Here is a 17,043-nt window from a genome sequence, read left to right as displayed (position 1 = left end):
TGTTTAAAGCGCCCATATTAAAATTATGTTTAAAATACAGGGCATTAACATCGGTCGCCAATTCGACCTTTAGCTAGACTTTTTCGATTAATAAAATGGTGAATGATTTTACACAAAAAATTGTCGAGAAAGTAGAGTAAATCTACGTTTTTCAACAAAAAGTCAGTGTTAACTAATGTTTATTTTTATAAAACCAGTGGATCTTGAAATAATGACCTTTTGAAAGCTAAAGTAACTGACAATTTAATATAGAATTTCGCAATCTTGCCGATCACTATTATTTCCTATTCAAACAGGCATAACACTCTTAAATATAAAAGGCTCCAATAAATGAAGCCTTTTATTACCAGCAATTTCAAGCGGCACAAGTTAAAGGTTATAGCCCGACTCATCATGCTCGATTAAATCAAGACCAGTCGTTTCTTGATCTTTTGATACTCGTAAACCTTTGGTCATCAATGCTACTAACTTAAACAACAAATAAGAAACAATCGCGGTATAAACTATAGTTGAACCAATGCCGATAAGTTGCACGCTAACCTGCCCTAGCATAGTGCTAATACCTTCAGCATAACCATAACCGCTAAAGGCACCAAGTTCAGTTGAAGCAAAGACACCAGCAAGCAAGGTGCCTAAAATGCCACCAACACCATGGACTGGAAATACATCTAAAGAATCATCAATTTTTAGTTTCTGCTTGATATAAACCGTCGAATAAAAACAGATAATACCAGCGGCAATACCAATAACTAACGCGCCACCAGGTCCAACAAACCCTGATGCTGGTGTAATAGTACCAAGGCCTGCAACCATACCGGTAACTGCGCCTAAAACACTGGCTTTGCCAAATTTCTTCCACTCGATTGCTGCCCACGTTAGTGCCCCTGCCGATGCAGATAAATGTGTCACTAACATCGCCATTGATGCATCACCGTTGGCGGCTAACGCACTACCTCCATTAAAACCAAACCAACCAACCCATAACATACCAGCACCAGTCACTGTCATAGTCAGATTGTGCGGTAACATTGGCGTTCTTGGAAAACCGTGACGCGGACCCAATACCACTGCCGCAACTAAGGCCGCAACTCCTGCTGTAATGTGAACAACAATACCGCCAGCAAAATCATAAACCCCCATTTGTGCAAGCCAACCGCCGCCCCAAACCCAATGCGTAACTGGCGCGTAAACCACTAACAACCATAACCCTGAAAAAATAAGTACCGCAGAAAACTTCATCCGTTCAGCATAGGCGCCAATAATTAAGGCTGGGGTTATCACGGCAAAAGTCATCTGAAATAACATAAATAAGCTTTCAGGAATATCACCTGAGAGCGCTTCTTTAGTAACGCCTACCATCATGACTTTGCTAAAGTCGCCTAGCCATGCATTGCCTTCACCAAAAGCCAAACTATAACCAACAAGAAACCACAAAATAGACGAGACACCAGCAATAGCAAAACACTGCATCAGTATTGAAAGAATATTCTTGCGGCGAACCAAACCACCATAGAACAAGGCCAAACCTGGTAAGGTCATCAATAAAACTAATGCTGTAGATGTTAAAATCCACGCGGTATTAGCGCCATTAAGTGCTGGCTCCACCGCAAAAGTTGGTAACGAAAATGCTAAAGCGCATAGTGTGATTATTATTTTTTTCATTCTTACATCCACATTGATTGTTCTAGTATTGTTAGCAATAGCTATATAAGCTCGATATGACTAAATAGCCTCATCATCGGTTTCGCCCGTTCTAATTCGGGTAACACTTTCGATATTGGTAACAAATATTTTACCGTCACCGATTTTTCCGGTTTGGGCTGAATTGATGATGGTTTCAACAACGCGCTCAGCAAAGTCATCTTTCACTGCAATTTCAAACTTTATTTTTGGTAAAAAGTCGACTGAGTATTCTGCGCCACGATAAAGTTCGGTATGGCCTTTTTGGCGGCCAAAACCTTTTACTTCGGTAACCGTCATACCATCAATACCGATTTCACTTAGCGCTTCTCGTACATCGTCCATTTTGAAGGGTTTTATAATCGCTGTGACTAATTTCATTCGCTCACCTTTAGTGCATCTACTAGCTAACTAGCTGTTAAAATTTATTATTTAGGAGATACTAAGCACCATTTATACCCATAGTTAAAATGACAATTAAAACAATCGATTAAGATATAAACACTGAATCTACAGGAAATAAAAGCACCAAATTAGTGCGCGAAAAATACAACTAAGAGCAGTTTTGGTGCACTAAAAAGCATTTGCATCAGTTAAGAGCAGTTGGATGAATTAAGGAAAAGGGGTAAGGATAAAAGCACATTGCCTTAATACTGAAGGTCAAAAAATGCCGAGTTAATGAACTTAAAACATGGAAAGTTGAAACAATGGCAGGCAGTACTAGTGGTATCTCTATTATGATGTTTAATGTGCGTTATCGCATCACAATATTAATAATAAAACATTGATGCCATTGATACCGTCATAGTATTTTTTACATAAAAAAGCCTCACTATTGTGAGGCTATCTAGGGCAGTTACTGACTACAGAACTTGGTTATCACTTAATATTTACGGCATAACAGCTTATTCAGTGATTGGTAGAAAAACAAGCTTATCTGCGCCTTCTTCTGCGACGCGTTTTTGTCGAGTCATCATCACCAACAGCCAACTCTGGCTCAGGTTCAGCCTCAGTTTCTTTTACATCACTACTTTGTGCATCTTTTTCGATTAACTCTGTAAACATACTTTTAGTCGATACCGGCTCTTCTTTAGTGAAGACAGATTTGAATATATTCTTCACACCTGATTCAAGCTTTGCCTGCAAATTATCAGTATGCTCACCTTCTTCTTCACCCTTCGCTTTCTGCGGTTTACTTGCTTTTGTCGTAGTTGATTTTTCTTGAATGGCTAGGTCGCTAACTTGCTCTTTTGCTGTTGTATCTTTAGGCTCCTGTTTAGCAACTGAAAGGTCTTTCTCTTCAGCTTTGTCACTTGCAATAGCACTGGTACTGATAACCTTAGCACTAGTAGGTTGGTTAGAACGAGTACTAATAACTTTAGCACCAACTGGTTTAGGTGCGCGAGTACTAATGGCTTTTAATCCTGCCGAGCCTTCTACTTTCGGTTTAATTTCTCCACCGTTTGCCTCTAACTCTTTCTTCTCAACGCTTTGTTCAACCGAAGCTGTCGATGCTACTTCAGTATTAGCCACTGACTGATCTTTTAATTTTGTTTCAGAACTATTATTTGCTTCAGCGTTAGCCGTTACTTTAGATACCTGTGTTGGCACTAACTTAGCAACTGTTGGTTTTTTTTGCGGTGTTTTTTCTGCTAATTTAGTTGCTTGCGAAGTCGATTTATTTTCCTCTGACGCGGCAGCTTGACTTGGCTTTTCATCTAGTGGCTTTTTAAGCACAGGTTTATCTGCAACTTTATGATTAAAATCTCTCGCTATATCACTTAGCCCTTGGTGTGATGTTTCAACGACTTGTTTAATATCATTTAGCTGCTTTTGTAACTCATGATACTGTTGCTCAATTTCATTAATATTACTTTTTACTTCATCACTTAAATTAACTGTTAATTGCTTGTAGGTCGCTATCTCTTGCTCTAATTGCTTCGCAGCAGCATCACCGGTAATAAGTTCTTGATTAAATTGATCAAAGCGCTTGTCTAATGCTTGTTCTTTTGACAAAAATTCATCAATAATTTTTTGCGGTATTTTAGCAATCGCCTTATTGTCTGGTAATAGTGCTGAAAATTCACTAATAGAGTTTACCGGTAGCCACTGGGTGTAATGTGATTGCCAGCCATACGCATCTTGATTTTCTACAACATATTCTTTTGCTGCTGCTAAAGTTAATGGCTCAGTGACTTGGCCATTTTTTGAAAAAATCCATGTATCCATATTTAGTTCTTCTTCTACTGAAATGACATTATCGGACAAGTTAGTAAACTCACGTCTTAAGTTAATTTAGTCTTAGTCGCACTGACAAGGTTTTGCTGCAATGCCGCATATTGTTGCTCAATATTGGCAATAACCGTTTTTATTTCATTATTTAAACTATGCGTTAGTTGCTGGTAGCGATTCAGCTCCGCAGATACTTTAGCTATGTCGCTTGTCAGAGGCGATAGTTGTTCATCTAAATTATCAAGCTTAGCAATGAGTTCACGCTCTTCTTCAACAAAAGCATCCATTAACTCTTCAGGAACGTCAATTGGCGGCAACGGCACCTTGGCAGCTACAGTAAACTGGCTAATTTGATTTACTGGCGTCCAATGCGAATATGAAGGCTGCCATGCATATAAGTTTGGGTTAGTTACGATTAACTTCTGTGCTTCAGTTACATCGAACGGGCCAATTATTTTGCTATTATCGAGAAGAAACCATTTTTCCATTACGATACCTTTATTATTTATTGAAATACATTACCAGCTTTCGGTAAAACTTATCAGCATATTCACATTGACAACGTTGGCTTGTCGGAATTCATCAACAGCTTAATGGCATCTTCAATTTGTTGACTCAAATTATCAAGATCTTCAACAAATACCACGCCAATACCCGCGTCATTGCCATTTTGTGCATTGTGAGGTGTAACCCAGCTTACTTGCGCTTTAACGCTGGTTGACTCTAGTGAGTCAGGTAGACTAACGTGAAGATTAATTTCCGTGCCTAAATTATAGCTATCATCAGTACGAAAAAATAAGCCCCCTTGTTTGAAAAAGGGCATGTAAGAATCATACAGATCCGCGTTATCATAATACTCTAGCAATATACTTTCCATTGTTTACATAATTCCCTCTTTTTAGTAGTTTAAATTGTAAAAATACCAATCAACCACCTTATTATTTGAGCGCATCATTTAACTAACCTTTTCAACAACTGTCAAGTTTCTTTACAATATTTTGATTGAAATTTAACATTGCAACTGCGCCTCTACTTTCCTTTAGGCATAAAAAAGCTCCACTTAGGTGAAGCTTTTGGCGCAACTGGTAACGAAGTAATTAATCGATAAGTTGGTATTTGTCGCGTAAAATATTAATCACTTCTTGCTTAGGATTTTCAGATAAAACAATTTTTTCCCCAGTGATTTTTTCTGCTATTGCAATATAAGTTTCTGAAACAGCCATAAGCACTGAAGCCGGCAGTTCATTATCACGGGCAAGTGCTTCACGCTCGTTCATACGGTCTTTATTTAACAAAATATCAGCATCTGGAAAATGATTTAATAATAACTGACGAAAGCCTTCTTTCGAATTCTCTACCACTTTACCAGCACGATACTGCTCTCCGTCCCAAATACGTGATGAATCAGGCGTACCCACTTCATCCATATAAATAAGTTTATCGTTACCCTTACGGTCTTTAACATAACCAAACTCAAACTTGGTATCGACAAAAATTTGGTCAAGTTTTGCTAACGCGCCAGAAATCACGTCAAAACCTTCTTCTAAAAGTTTTTCATATAATGTGATGTCTTCAATAGATTTGAAGTTAAACGCGGCAAAGTTATCTTCGATATTTTGACGGGTAATATTGACGTCATCTACCGCTGGCACACCTGGAATTCCTGCTAAAATACCTTTAGTTGACGGTGTTTGTAATAAGGTCGATAATTTACTATCTTTGGTAAGACCTTCGGGTAATTCAATACCACAGAAATCACGTTCGCCTTTAGTGTATGAACGCCACATTGAACCTGTGATATATTGGCGGCAAATTGCTTCAATCATTACCGGCTTGGCTTTTTGCACAATCCAAACAAATGGGTGTGGAATATCTAATATATGACTATCCGCCAAGCCTTGCTCTTTAAATAATTTGAACCAATGGTTTGAAATAGCATTTAGTGCTGCGCCCTTACCAGGTACGCCTTTTATGCCACCTTCACCATACCAAATGCAATCAAAGGCTGAAATTCTGTCGCTGATCACCATAATCGCTAATGGTGTGTCTGCAGCAACATCATAACCCTTTTCTTCAATTAATCGACGACTGTCCGATTCAGTTAACCAATATACAGAGCGCACTTTGCCACTATGAACTGGAACATCAGTGCGAATAGGTAAATCATTGTTTACCGCTAAAACGTGATCAGCAAGACTCATAATATGGCCTTTAATTCCTATAATTAAATGTAAACTTTTAAATAAACAGGCTTAGTTATCATCTTCAAAAACCCGCTTAGCTAATAGTTCATTTTAATGGGAAAGATTTTTTTGACCTGTTAGTCAAGTTTATAATTCCCAAAAAAAGAAAAGGACGCCTAGGGCGTCCTTATCTCAGAGCTAATATCTCAAACTTATGCTAAAGAAGCCTGCGCTTTTTCAACTAAGAATGTGAAAGCTGCTTTATCGTATACTGCGATGTCAGCTAGGATCTTACGATCGATTTCAATAGAAGCCTTTTTAAGACCATTAATGAAACGGCTGTAAGATAAACCATTTTGACGAGCTGCCGCGTTAATACGAGCAATCCAAAGTTGACGGAATTGACGCTTACGTTGACGACGGTCACGGTATGCGTATTGGCCAGCTTTAGTTACAGCTTGGAAAGCAACGCGATAAACGCGACTACGAGCACCGTAGTAACCTTTAGCTTGCTTTAGAACTTTCTTGTGACGTGCACGCGCTTGTACACCACGTTTTACTCTTGCCATTCTATTTCTCTCCTATTAACCGTGACGTAAAAGTTTTTTAACTGACTTAATGTCAGACGCAGCAATCATGCACTTAGCACGAAGGTGACGTTTTACTTTAGTACGGCGCTTAGTCAAGATATGACGAAGACCAGCTTGTTTGAACTTATAGCCATTAGCTGTTTTTTTGAAGCGCTTTGCAGCACCACTGTTAGTTTTCATTTTAGGCATGAATATTACTCCGCATTCACATAGTAAATATTTTCATATTTAAGATGTTGCCATTGAAATTTAGTAACTTAGGCGAAAACCTTTCACTGTAAACAGTTATAGATTTTACTTGCAGGCCTAAAATTACCCGTTAAAAACAATACTGGTGAATTAATATTCGAAAACATTAATTACTTGCATATACCAAATATTGATTATTTTTTAGGTGCTAAAACCATCACCATTTGTCTTCCTTCCGCTCTACGAGGGAAGAATTCTACTACTGTTAGTTCTGCTAAATCGTTTTTAACACGAGTCAGAAGTTCTAAACCGAGCTCTTGGTGGGCCATTTCACGACCACGGAAACGTAAAGTTACTTTAACTTTATCGCCACCGTCTAAAAAGCGTTTCAAGTTACGTAATTTAACTTGATAATCGCCTTCATCTGTACCAGGACGGAATTTAATTTCCTTAACCTGTATTTGTTTCTGCTTTTTACGCTGTTCTTTTTGTTCTTTAGATTTCTCATAAAGAAACTTACCGTAATCCATTACGCGAAGAACAGGAGGTTTAGCTGTTGGGCTGATTTCAACAAGATCTACACCGGCTTCTTCAGCTTGATTCATTGCTTCATCTAATGTGACGATACCACCTGGCTCTCCGTCATATTTAATCAAACGAACTTCGTTACCTGCAATGCCCGTAATCAACTCATTTAAACGATGTGCTGGCTCTTTTTGCCCGCCTCGTTGTCCACCTTTAATAGCCATGTTCCTCCAAAGAACGTTGTTCCCAAGTAAGTTTAAATTTTTCTTACTCGGGGTAAATAATAATGTTGCGTGTTTATTCTAATTTAATGGTTATTGACGAGCTTTCACTTCATCCGATAACTTAACAACAAAGTCATCAACCGACATCGTTCCTAAATCTTCACCACTTCGAGTTCGTATCGCAATTTCGCCAGCTTCCATTTCTTTATCGCCAACAACTAACAAATACGGAACACGCTTTAAAGTATGCTCGCGGATTTTAAAGCCTATCTTCTCATTTCTCAAGTCTAGTTTCGCTCTAAATCCATTTTCTTTTAGTTTTTTAACAACTTTTTCACAATATTGACCTTGTTTGTCGGTAATATTCATCACAGTTGCTTGAATTGGTGATAACCAGGTTGGGAATTTGCCTGTGTATTCTTCAATCAAAATACCAATAAAACGTTCAAGTGAGCCCAAAATAGCACGATGGATCATCACCGGCGTGTAACGTTCGTTGTCTTCACCGACGTAAGTTGCTCCTAAACGCTCTGGCAAGGCAAAATCTAATTGCACAGTACCACATTGCCATGCTCGACCTAAACAATCCATCAAAGTGAATTCAATTTTAGGACCATAGAAAGCCCCTTCTCCCGGCAAATATTCAAACTTAATATCTGCATCAGTTAATGCTTGGGCTAAACCGGCTTCCGCTTTATCCCAAATTTCATCACTACCAATACGGTTTTCAGGACGAGTAGAAAGTTTAACAACAATATCTTCAAAGCCGAATGAGCCATAAACGTCATAAACCATCTCAATACATTTAGTCACTTCAGCTTGAACTTGCGACTCCATACAGAAAATATGGGCATCATCTTGGGTAAAACCACGTACCCGCATTAAGCCATGTAACGAGCCTGAAGGTTCATTGCGGTGACAACAACCAAATTCAGCGATACGTAAAGGCAAATCACGGTAAGATTTCAAACCTTGATTAAATATTTGCACGTGTCCTGGGCAGTTCATGGGTTTAATCGCATATTCACGCTTTTCAGATTCAGTGGTAAACATGCCATCAGCATATTTGTCCCAGTGACCTGATTTTTCCCAAAGGCTGCGATCCATCATCATTGGCGCTTTAACTTCGTCATAGTCATATTCGTGTAATTTTTCACGAACAAATTTTTCTAACTCAGTGTAAATTGTCCAACCATCGTTGTGCCAAAACACCATGCCCGGCGCTTCTTCTTGCCAATGGAATAAATCTAAAGTTTTACCAATTTTTCGATGATCGCGCTTTTCGGCTTCTGCTAAGCGCTGAATATAAGCTTTAAGTTGCTTTTTATCAGCCCATGCTGTGCCGTAAATACGTTGCAGCATTTTGTTTTCAGAATTACCACGCCAATAAGCACCAGCAACTTTCATTAATTTAAAATGGTGACAATGACGCATGCTTGGCACGTGTGGGCCACGACACATATCAATGTATTCTTGATGATGATAAAGCGCAGGTGTGTCTGACTTATCAATATTTTCATCAAGGATTTCTAACTTGTAAGTTTCGCCGCGCTTAGTAAAGGCATCATAAGCATCTTGCCAGCTACCTGTTTTCTTAATGACTTGATAACCTGTGCGTGCCAACGTAGTCATTTGCTTTTCTAGTTTGACTAAATCGTCTTCGGTAATTGACTCATCTAAATCAACATCGTAATAAAAACCGTTTTCGATTGTCGGGCCAATAGCCATTTTAGTATTTGGCCATAATTGCTTAATTGCGTGGCCTAATAAATGTGCACATGAGTGGCGAATAATTTCAAGCCCTTCCGCGTCTTTACTGGTAATAAGTTGCAGCTTGGCATCTTGTGTAATTAGTTCACAAGCATCAACAAGATTGCCGTCAATACGACCTGCAATGGTCGCTTTCGCTAAACCTGGCCCTATATCTAAGGCAACATCCATTACAGAAACTGCTTGTTCAAAAGAACGTTGACTACCGTCAGGGAGAGTAATTACAGGCATGTATATTCCTTGTTCAGTGGTGGCACATACGAAGTGTCACTTGAGTGTTATTAATAATTTTTATAACGAGATATCAGTTATTAACCAATTTATGACGCTATATAATGCTAAATTCGATACTATATTAAGTGGTTATTGGCACAATCAGATGAAAATAATAAAATTGTGTAAACCAAGCACGGGAATATAGGGCAATTCTCTAACATTTGCAATGGACGGGGCGAGTATATTGAACAGCCAAGCTAAAAAAATTATAACTTCAAAAATGGCACTTATTTTATGCGTCTTACTAAGTTTTTATTCTGCATTTAGTTTAGCCGCACAAAACCCGCCTGAAGCCGAGCGTAATGTTAAGAGCAAGCCATGGAAAATCTGGCGTGAAAGCCAACAACTCAAAGTCAGTTATCGCCCTAGTGAGCATAAAAGCCTAATTGAAATTAAGGCTGAGGCAAAGCTGACTTCAACGCTGTCGGGCTTTATTTACTTTATTGAGGATTTAGCACAAATGCCAAACTGGTTAGATAACGCAAAATCCGCAGAAATTCTTGAGCAATTTACCGTCAGTGAAAATATCTTCATAACACACTTTAATGGCTTATGGCCGGTGTCTGCTCGCGAAATGATAGTACATTCGCGTTATTGGCAAAATGATGATTTATCACTAGAAATAGTCGTTATTGATGCCAGTGATTTTATTCCGAAAAATAAGAAAGCGGTAAGAATGCAAGTACATAGCGCCCACTGGAAAATCATCCCTACCGCGGCGAAGCAAATTGAAATCAGTTACCAATTCATTGTTGATCCTAAGGGCAATATTCCGCAATGGCTCACCAAACCCATGACACTGAACGGCATTTGGACAACCTTAAACAACTTGCAAGAACAGCTGCCGAGCAGTGACTGGCAACAACAGCAAAAAAGTCACATTAAAGAATGGCACTAAATCAAGTTATGGACATAATAAGAGAAGATAAACATAGCCTTTTAAAGAGAACTAAAAGGCTATAACAACAAAATAATACCTAATGCTGTGTTACTTACTATTTTTTAGCATTGATAGCGCGATTGCTTCGGCCACTTTAATGCCATCGATACCCGCCGATAAAATGCCGCCAGCATAGCCAGCCCCTTCACCTGCAGGATATAAACCTTTTGTATTCACACTTTCAAACGTTTCTTTATCACGGGTAATATTAATCGGTGAAGAGGTCCGGGTTTCAACCGCAGTTAGCGTTGCTTCAGCCATAGAGAAACCTTTGATTTTGCGCTCAAAGGCCGGCAAGGCTTCACGGATAGCTTCGATAGCATAATCTGGTAAGGTCTCACTTAAGTCACAGTATTTAACACCCGGTTTATATGACGGTTCAACACTGCCGTGCTCGCCACTTTTACGCCCAGCTAAAAAATCACCCACCAACTGCACAGGGGCATCGTAATTTTCACCACCGAGTTTAAAGGCCTTTTCTTCAAGCTTACGCTGAAAATCAATACCCGCAAGTACATTGTCTTTGCTGCCATTTTCATCGTAATCTTCCGGAGAAATGCCAACCACAATAGCACTATTGGCATTGCGTTCATGACGTGAGTATTGACTCATGCCATTAGTCACTAAACGCCCTTCTTCTGACGCTGCAGCCACCACAGTACCGCCAGGACACATACAAAAACTATAAACTGAACGACCATTTTTACAATGATGAACTAATTTGTAGTCTGCGGCGCCCAATATTGGATTACCGGCATTTTTACCAAAGCGAGCATCGTCAATAACTGACTGCTCATGCTCAATTCTAAAACCAACAGAAAATGGCTTAGCTTTTATAAATACGCCTTTTTCATGCAACATTTCAAAGGTATCGCGAGCACTATGGCCAATCGCCAAAGCGACATGGCTAGTTTTAATGACTTCACCTGAGGCTAAGGTTAAACCGGTAACTTGCATTTTATCTTCTTCATTAGCAATAGAAGAAAAGTGAATATCTTCAACACGCTGCTCAAAACGTACTTCGCCGCCAAGTCGGTTTATTTCAGCACGCATTTGCTCCACCATAGTCACTAATTTAAAGGTGCCGATGTGTGGTTTACTGACATATAAAATTTCCTCAGGGGCGCCTGCATCAACAAATTCATTCAATACTTTACGACTGTAATGCTTAGGGTCTTTTACTTGACTGTATAATTTACCGTCGGAGAATGTGCCAGCTCCACCTTCACCAAACTGAACATTTGATTCAGTATTTAATATTTTCTTACGCCAAAAACCAAAAGTATCTTTGGTGCGCTCACGTACTTCCTTGCCACGTTCTAAAATAATCGGCTTAAAGCCCATTTGCGCCAAAATCAAACCCGCAAACAAGCCACATGGCCCCATGCCAATAACGACTGGACGCTCAGTCATATTCTCTGGTGCTTCACCAACAAATTTGTAACTTGTATCAGGACTGATTTTAATATTTTGATTTTTTGCATGTTGAAGCAATAATTGTTCATTACAGCTAGTATCAACATCTAAGGTGTACATTAAAATAATATTGCTTTTCTTACGCGCGTCGTACCCACGTTTAAAGACTGAAAAACTAGTTAATTGCTCGGCAGTAATTTGTAATAGCTTAAGAATTGCCTGTTCTAGCTCTTCTGGTTGATGATCAAGTGGTAATTTAACGTTCGTTAAACGCAACATAGTGTGTTTCCAAAGCGGTACTAAGGTAATAATTGGCGCCATTTTACCTGATAGTGCTAGCGATACCAAATACAAAGCAAAACAACAATTGAATTTGTTTGTCGGCAAGGTATGATGCGCACATTCGATAGAGATTAACCTTCAAGGGTAAGTAAAATGGCTTTTGTCGTCACTGATAATTGTATTCAATGTAAATATACTGACTGTGTCGCGGTATGCCCTGCTGATGCCTTTCATCAAGGCCCGAACTTTTTAGTGATCAACCCTGAATCGTGTATCGATTGTGATTTATGCCCGATAGAGTGTCCTGCAGAAGCTATCTTTCAAGAAGATGATGTGCCTGAAAATCAAAAAGACTTTATTGAACTTAATGCAGAATTATCAAAAAACTGGCCAATAATTACTGAGGTTATTCCTGCCCCAGCAGACGCTGAGAAATGGGATGGAGTGCCGAATAAAATTGTGCACCTAATTACAGACATTGAATAGTTAACACCTTATACAAAGCAAACCTTCTATTTAAAAAATAATCAGCCTTTTATCAAAGTCCCAAACACGCGTCTTATATTTCCTAAGCTATAATAATGAGTAATTGTTATTAGCTTGGTAAATGATCATGTGGCAAGCAATTGAACAAAATATCACGAACGTCTTAGGCGAGCCGTTCGAAATTAAGCATAAACAGGCAGTAACGGGGGGAGATATAAACTTATGTTACTGGCTAAGTGACTACCATCACAATTACTTCATAAAAATTAACGATAAATCTCGTCTAGAGCAATTTGAATCTGAGGCTTACTCATTATCGCAAATCACAAAACTCGGCAGTTTGCTTTGCCCTAAAGTCGTCACAACGGGAACAACTTTAGATAAAAGCTATTTAGTGTTGGAATATATTACCTTCAACAGTGCTTCAAGCAATAGTTGGTATGACTTTGGTCAACAGCTTGCGACAATGCATCAAAGTTCATCACACGGGCAGTTTGGCTGGCAACATGATAATTACATTGGCACAACCCGGCAACCCAATGATTGGCAAAGTAACTGGCGCACATTTTTTTCTGAACAGCGCATTGGCTGGCAACTTCAATTGCTAGCAGAAAAATCAATAAAACTAGGCAACATTGAGCATATTGTTAATGTCTGCCACGACGCATTGCTACACCATTACACAACACCTTGTTTGGTGCATGGCGACCTTTGGCAAGGCAATGTAGGGTTCAGTGATAAAGGCGTTTTTATCTTTGATCCCGCCAGCTACTATGGCGATCGTGAAGTTGATTTGGCCATGACGGAATTATTTGGCCAAATGCCTGATGAATTTTATCAAGGTTATCAAGCGACTTACCCTGTCGAACAAAACTATGATAAACGTAAATTAATTTACAATTTCTATCATGTTCTTAATCATGCCAATTTATTTGGCGGGGTTTATATTGAGCAATCAAAAGCAAATTTAACTCGAATTTTAGCGCTGCATTAATCAACATACTTTCGTTGTGCTTGGTTACATAAAATCCTGCAATTTAAACTCTTAAAGTTCGCACTTTAGATAAATTTGTCCATACTAAACGTTAGGAGTTTTCACAGTTGACGTCTAGGAGGTATCATGCCCCATGAGATCAAAGAACAACGTATCGAATGTCCGCATTGCGGGCACCACATCCGTGTAACTTTAGATGCCAGTGAAGGTGATCAAGACTACTACGATGAATGCCCCGCTTGTTGTATGGAAATGCATTTAAATTTGCATGTAGATGAATATAATCAAAAGATACAACTTGCTGTTGATAGTGACGATGAACAAGTTTTTTAATTAGGCATTATGCAATAAAATCAACATTATGCCTAAAGTTAATGGTTAAATAATAGTTAACTAATCTTCACACGGCACTAACTCTATTTCATAGTCAGTCGTGCTGGTTGGTGGGGTATAACGAATATAACAAGACTGATCAATGATTGAATTACCACCATCAACATTGTCATTAAAAGCAAAAATGGCACTGGTGACATATCCAGGTACACCACCTGCTAGCGCAATATCAGTTCCCGGCCCTACTTCTTCAAGCAAATGCGTCCAAGTAATCGGCATATTCCCTGGGTAACCGTAATAGAACAGACAAAAATCACACCATTCTTTCAACTTCGGCTCAGATAAAGAAATAACCGATGCGTCATTTTCAAAGCCATCAACAATAAGCTTACTATGGGCCAGATCAATCGCTGATTCTATTGCCCCTTTAAGGCCTTGTAATCTCGCCGTTTTTGCATCAGATTGCAGATTAATAAACTTAGGTGCAACTGTCGCTGCCAAAATACCAAGAATAACAATAACAATCACTAATTCAATGAGGGTAAAACCTTTTGTTCTATACATTAAGAATAACCTTTTAAGCCAACAACATCGTCATGTAAAGAACTCTGATGAACAACAGAGTGCTTTTAAATATGGTAACGATTATAACGCTTAAAAAAGCCCTCAAACATTGATAACTCGTGAGGTTAACAATTTAACACACTCGTTTGACAGCTTCTTTACAAGTTAGCAAAGTCAATTTACGCTTTAGTTTCAATTGTCATTATTTATGTAATTAAATGTCTTAAAATTCCTATCGCACTAGTCAAAGCATGTAATATAAAAAGCGCTTGATGTGTTTTTATTTCACTGAGGTTAAATTCATTCGCTCAATGGTTTCGACAATAGTCATGGTTTGTTGGTCAAACTCAATATTGACTTTATCGCCTATTTGGATATTTTGTAAATTGGTTCGAGCTAAGGTTTCAGGAATTAAGTGCACCGAAAAGCATTCTCCAACATCGGCACCTATGGTTAAGCTAATACCATTAATACTGATAAAGCCCTTGGCAAAAATATATTTTTGATACTGGCTCGCCAGTGAAAAACTTAAGCTGCAGTTGTCAATGCTATCTTTTCTTTCGGTTACTTCGGCTTGAGTATGAACATGACCACTGAGCATATGGCCGCCTATTTCATCACCCACTTTCAACGAACGTTCAACATTAACTTTGCTACCTTCAGTAACAGTAGCGAGATTAGACACTCGTAACGTTTCATCAATAACATCAAAAGTAATAAAACTTTGTCCGTTCTTTATTAAATCGCAGTGGCCAAACTCGACAGCTGTTAAACATACACCATTAATCGCCACACTTGCGCCCGCTTCAAGGTTATTGATTAATGAAGCTGCTCCGACAATCTTTAAGGTTATGGCATTATTTTTACGAATTACCGCAATTACTTCAGCTTGTGATTGCACTATACCTGTAAACATATATCATCCAGATAAATAAACATTTTTCTATCTTAACAAATAACAAGCAACGAAATAATTACCTAAATGAACATTAATCGCTTTTTTTCCAACAGCAAAAATTTAATGAAATTGGCCTACCCAATTTTAATCGCACAATTAATTCAAAACTTAATGGGCTTTGCTGATACCGTAATGGCTGGACGCGTCAGTGCAACCGATATGGCTGCGGTTGCCGTCGCCAGTAGTGTTTGGTTACCTCTTATCCTAACTATTTCTGGTTTAGTAATGGCACTTGCCAGTATTATTTCACAGCTCTCGGGGGCTAAGCAGTTTGACGACGTTGCCAAAGCCAGTTATCAAACTGCTTGGATAGCGGTGTTTTTCTCCGTCATCATCATTGCACTTTACTATATTGCCACGCCACTGCTAATTGACTCAATTTCCTTAGAGCCAGAGCTAAAGCGTTTAATGTTTGATTACTTAGGCTACATAGTTTGGGGCGGTCCAGGTTACTGCCTTTATTTGGTATTACGTAATTATTCCGAAGGCTTGTCGCATACCCGACCAACCATGATCATCAGTATATTAGGTTTATTGATCAACATTCCCGCTAATTACATTTTTATCTACGGAGAATTTGGTGCTCCGGCTCTCGGTGGTGCCGGTTGTGGTATTGCCACCGCCATTGTTTACTGGGTGATGTTCGCAGGCATGTTGACCTATGCCTATTTTTCAAAACACTTAAAACATGCACCATTATTTAATAAGTTTTATTGGCCACACTGGCACGAAATTAAGGGCATTTTAGCGCTAGGTATGCCCATTGCTTTCTCATTACTATTTGAAGTGAGTTTATTTGCTGCCGTTGCCATTATTCTTGCGCCGTTTGGTGCTAAGGTTGTTGCCAGTCACCAAATAGCCATTAACTTTTCAGGCCTAGTCTTTATGGTGCCACTGAGTTTAGCTATGGCCGTTACTATTAAAGTGGGTTTTGAAGTCGGTAATAAAAACTTAGAAAAAGCCAAAGAACTGTGCCGTTATTCTGTCATCCTCGGTTTAATTATTGCCGTGGCAACTGCAGCTTGCACATTATTGTTTAGCCATCAAATTGCCGCTATTTATACCATAGACACAGAGGTGTTAGAGCTTGCTGCAAGCTTAATGTTACTTGCTGCCCTATTTCAATTTTCTGATGCCATTCAAGTTATTTCAGCAGGGGCGCTACGCGGTTACAAAGACACAAAATCAATCCTTTATATTACCTTTTTTTCCTATTGGATTGTTGGACTGTCATTCGGTTTAATTCTCGGCTTAACTGACTGGATAGTACCCGCCACTGGGCCTCACGGGTTTTGGATAGGCTTTATTTCTGGCCTTACAGTTGCCGCAATATTACTGGCATGGCGACTTAAAATTATCCAGAATAGATTTGACCAACAAGCCGCAAATGCATAGTAATTT

The 17,043-nt window shown here is 39.0% G+C and carries 18 protein-coding genes; 5 read left to right on the top strand and 13 right to left on the bottom strand.

From position 1 onward, the window contains the following. Positions 1-369: 369 nt before the first annotated feature. From AC27JP_RS12410 to thrS, 10 genes are all read right to left on the bottom strand, one after another. On the bottom strand, positions 370-1,662 hold the full coding sequence (locus tag AC27JP_RS12410) for an ammonium transporter (RefSeq protein WP_487115517.1): 1,293 nt from the start codon (positions 1,660-1,662) through the stop codon (positions 370-372). 60 nt (positions 1,663-1,722) lie between these two features. Then, positions 1,723-2,061, bottom strand: coding sequence for a P-II family nitrogen regulator (glnK, locus tag AC27JP_RS12405; RefSeq protein WP_487115516.1), 339 nt, complete (start codon positions 2,059-2,061; stop codon positions 1,723-1,725). A gap of 552 nt (positions 2,062-2,613) precedes the next feature. Further along, positions 2,614-3,909 (bottom strand): hypothetical protein, encoded by a 1,296-nt coding sequence (locus tag AC27JP_RS12400; RefSeq protein ID WP_487115514.1) that lies wholly within the window; start codon positions 3,907-3,909, stop codon positions 2,614-2,616. Between the two features lie 56 nt (positions 3,910-3,965). Next, a complete protein-coding gene (locus AC27JP_RS12395; RefSeq protein WP_487115512.1) occupies positions 3,966-4,400 on the bottom strand; it encodes a DUF4339 domain-containing protein in 435 nt (144 codons plus the stop codon). Between the two features lie 62 nt (positions 4,401-4,462). Continuing rightward, positions 4,463-4,789 carry a PilZ domain-containing protein gene (locus AC27JP_RS12390; RefSeq protein ID WP_487115510.1) on the bottom strand — a complete coding sequence of 109 codons (327 nt, stop codon included), beginning with the start codon at positions 4,787-4,789 and terminating at the stop codon, positions 4,463-4,465. Between the two features lie 220 nt (positions 4,790-5,009). Then, on the bottom strand, positions 5,010-6,113 hold the full coding sequence (locus AC27JP_RS12385; protein ID WP_487115508.1) for a phosphoribosylaminoimidazolesuccinocarboxamide synthase: 1,104 nt from the start codon (positions 6,111-6,113) through the stop codon (positions 5,010-5,012). A 194-nt stretch (positions 6,114-6,307) separates the two neighbouring features. Continuing rightward, positions 6,308-6,664, bottom strand: coding sequence for a 50S ribosomal protein L20 (gene rplT, locus AC27JP_RS12380; RefSeq protein WP_077284679.1), 357 nt, complete (start codon positions 6,662-6,664; stop codon positions 6,308-6,310). 15 nt (positions 6,665-6,679) lie between these two features. Then, positions 6,680-6,874, bottom strand: a complete 195-nt coding sequence (rpmI, locus tag AC27JP_RS12375) for a 50S ribosomal protein L35 (RefSeq protein ID WP_487115506.1) — start codon at positions 6,872-6,874, stop codon at positions 6,680-6,682. 194 nt (positions 6,875-7,068) lie between these two features. Next, a complete protein-coding gene (gene infC, locus AC27JP_RS12370) occupies positions 7,069-7,623 on the bottom strand; it encodes a translation initiation factor IF-3 (protein ID WP_487115504.1) in 555 nt (184 codons plus the stop codon). A 90-nt stretch (positions 7,624-7,713) separates the two neighbouring features. Beyond that, entirely contained in the window at positions 7,714-9,624 is a 1,911-nt protein-coding gene (gene thrS / locus AC27JP_RS12365) for a threonine--tRNA ligase (RefSeq protein WP_487115502.1), read from the bottom strand. 229 nt (positions 9,625-9,853) lie between these two features. Between thrS and AC27JP_RS12360 the strand changes: the two genes are divergently transcribed. Then, on the top strand, positions 9,854-10,567 hold the full coding sequence (locus AC27JP_RS12360; protein ID WP_487115500.1) for an START domain-containing protein: 714 nt from the start codon (positions 9,854-9,856) through the stop codon (positions 10,565-10,567). A 90-nt stretch (positions 10,568-10,657) separates the two neighbouring features. Here AC27JP_RS12360 and AC27JP_RS12355 read toward each other — a convergent pair whose 3' ends face one another. After that, positions 10,658-12,304 carry an NAD(P)/FAD-dependent oxidoreductase gene (locus AC27JP_RS12355; protein ID WP_487115972.1) on the bottom strand — a complete coding sequence of 549 codons (1,647 nt, stop codon included), beginning with the start codon at positions 12,302-12,304 and terminating at the stop codon, positions 10,658-10,660. A 156-nt stretch (positions 12,305-12,460) separates the two neighbouring features. Between AC27JP_RS12355 and fdxA the strand changes: the two genes are divergently transcribed. The 3 genes from fdxA (at position 12,461) to AC27JP_RS12340 (ending at position 14,120) form a co-directional block, all read left to right on the top strand. Beyond that, positions 12,461-12,793, top strand: coding sequence for a ferredoxin FdxA (gene fdxA / locus AC27JP_RS12350; RefSeq protein ID WP_487115498.1), 333 nt, complete (start codon positions 12,461-12,463; stop codon positions 12,791-12,793). Between the two features lie 127 nt (positions 12,794-12,920). Continuing rightward, positions 12,921-13,787: a fructosamine kinase family protein gene (locus tag AC27JP_RS12345; protein ID WP_487115496.1), complete on the top strand. Its 867-nt coding sequence runs from the start codon at positions 12,921-12,923 to the stop codon at positions 13,785-13,787. 126 nt (positions 13,788-13,913) lie between these two features. After that, positions 13,914-14,120 (top strand): CPXCG motif-containing cysteine-rich protein, encoded by a 207-nt coding sequence (locus tag AC27JP_RS12340; protein WP_487115494.1) that lies wholly within the window; start codon positions 13,914-13,916, stop codon positions 14,118-14,120. Positions 14,121-14,180: 60 nt separating this feature from the next. Here AC27JP_RS12340 and AC27JP_RS12335 read toward each other — a convergent pair whose 3' ends face one another. After that, positions 14,181-14,684, bottom strand: a complete 504-nt coding sequence (locus AC27JP_RS12335; RefSeq protein WP_487115492.1) for a type II secretion system protein — start codon at positions 14,682-14,684, stop codon at positions 14,181-14,183. Between the two features lie 280 nt (positions 14,685-14,964). After that, positions 14,965-15,600: a riboflavin synthase subunit alpha gene (locus AC27JP_RS12330; RefSeq protein ID WP_487115490.1), complete on the bottom strand. Its 636-nt coding sequence runs from the start codon at positions 15,598-15,600 to the stop codon at positions 14,965-14,967. Between the two features lie 105 nt (positions 15,601-15,705). On the opposite strand from AC27JP_RS12330, the gene AC27JP_RS12325 reads away from it, so the two are divergent. Further along, positions 15,706-17,037 carry an MATE family efflux transporter gene (locus AC27JP_RS12325; protein WP_487115488.1) on the top strand — a complete coding sequence of 444 codons (1,332 nt, stop codon included), beginning with the start codon at positions 15,706-15,708 and terminating at the stop codon, positions 17,035-17,037. Positions 17,038-17,043: the final 6 nt, after the last annotated feature.

The organism is Colwellia sp. SU-HH01172 (assembly GCF_057553355.1).
Note: the sequence above shows the minus strand (reverse complement) of the source record. Positions and strands in the feature narration are given on the sequence as shown.

What these genes read in the sequence shown, in the direction of transcription:
- AC27JP_RS12410 (WP_487115517.1), bottom strand. Translation starts at nt 1,662, where the DNA reads ATGAAAAAAATAATAATCACACTATGCGCTTTAGCATTTTCGTTACCA.
- glnK (WP_487115516.1), bottom strand. Translation starts at nt 2,061, where the DNA reads ATGAAATTAGTCACAGCGATTATAAAACCCTTCAAAATGGACGATGTA.
- AC27JP_RS12400 (WP_487115514.1), bottom strand. Translation starts at nt 3,909, where the DNA reads ATGGATACATGGATTTTTTCAAAAAATGGCCAAGTCACTGAGCCATTA.
- AC27JP_RS12395 (WP_487115512.1), bottom strand. Translation starts at nt 4,400, where the DNA reads ATGGAAAAATGGTTTCTTCTCGATAATAGCAAAATAATTGGCCCGTTC.
- AC27JP_RS12390 (WP_487115510.1), bottom strand. Translation starts at nt 4,789, where the DNA reads ATGGAAAGTATATTGCTAGAGTATTATGATAACGCGGATCTGTATGAT.
- AC27JP_RS12385 (WP_487115508.1), bottom strand. Translation starts at nt 6,113, where the DNA reads ATGAGTCTTGCTGATCACGTTTTAGCGGTAAACAATGATTTACCTATT.
- rplT (WP_077284679.1), bottom strand. Translation starts at nt 6,664, where the DNA reads ATGGCAAGAGTAAAACGTGGTGTACAAGCGCGTGCACGTCACAAGAAA.
- rpmI (WP_487115506.1), bottom strand. Translation starts at nt 6,874, where the DNA reads ATGCCTAAAATGAAAACTAACAGTGGTGCTGCAAAGCGCTTCAAAAAA.
- infC (WP_487115504.1), bottom strand. Translation starts at nt 7,623, where the DNA reads ATGGCTATTAAAGGTGGACAACGAGGCGGGCAAAAAGAGCCAGCACAT.
- thrS (WP_487115502.1), bottom strand. Translation starts at nt 9,624, where the DNA reads ATGCCTGTAATTACTCTCCCTGACGGTAGTCAACGTTCTTTTGAACAA.
- AC27JP_RS12355 (WP_487115972.1), bottom strand. Translation starts at nt 12,304, where the DNA reads ATGTTGCGTTTAACGAACGTTAAATTACCACTTGATCATCAACCAGAA.
- fdxA (WP_487115498.1), top strand. Translation starts at nt 12,461, where the DNA reads ATGGCTTTTGTCGTCACTGATAATTGTATTCAATGTAAATATACTGAC.
- AC27JP_RS12345 (WP_487115496.1), top strand. Translation starts at nt 12,921, where the DNA reads ATGTGGCAAGCAATTGAACAAAATATCACGAACGTCTTAGGCGAGCCG.
- AC27JP_RS12340 (WP_487115494.1), top strand. Translation starts at nt 13,914, where the DNA reads ATGCCCCATGAGATCAAAGAACAACGTATCGAATGTCCGCATTGCGGG.
- AC27JP_RS12335 (WP_487115492.1), bottom strand. Translation starts at nt 14,684, where the DNA reads ATGTATAGAACAAAAGGTTTTACCCTCATTGAATTAGTGATTGTTATT.
- AC27JP_RS12330 (WP_487115490.1), bottom strand. Translation starts at nt 15,600, where the DNA reads ATGTTTACAGGTATAGTGCAATCACAAGCTGAAGTAATTGCGGTAATT.
- AC27JP_RS12325 (WP_487115488.1), top strand. Translation starts at nt 15,706, where the DNA reads ATGAAATTGGCCTACCCAATTTTAATCGCACAATTAATTCAAAACTTA.